This window comes from Bacillus cereus group sp. BfR-BA-01441 (assembly GCF_022663075.1).
Lineage (GTDB): Bacteria > Bacillota > Bacilli > Bacillales > Bacillaceae_G > Bacillus_A > Bacillus_A cereus.
The window spans coordinates 1-221 of sequence record NZ_JAKUEU010000415.1; the positions used below are offsets into that span (position 1 = coordinate 1).

Below are 221 nucleotides of genomic sequence, written 5' to 3' on the forward strand. Positions count from 1 at the left end.
AAGTAGTAGCAGAACCACAAGTGGAAGAAAACCCAATGCAGCAGGTGGTAGTAGAACCACAAGTGGAAGAGCGCCCAGTGCAGCAAGTAGTAGAACCACAAGTGGAAGAGCGCCCAGTGCAGCAAGTAGTAGTAGAACCACAAGTGGAAGAGCAACCAATGCAGCAAGTAGTGGTAGAGCAAGTACAAAAGCCAATTTCAAGTACGGAAGTACAAGAGAAA

1 protein-coding gene is annotated in these 221 nt (G+C 47.1%); it reads left to right on the forward strand.

All coding sequences use genetic code 11. From position 1 onward, the window contains the following. The coding region (locus tag MR107_RS31040) for a hypothetical protein (protein WP_242293226.1) at nt 1-221 on the forward strand (221 nt) is incomplete at both ends.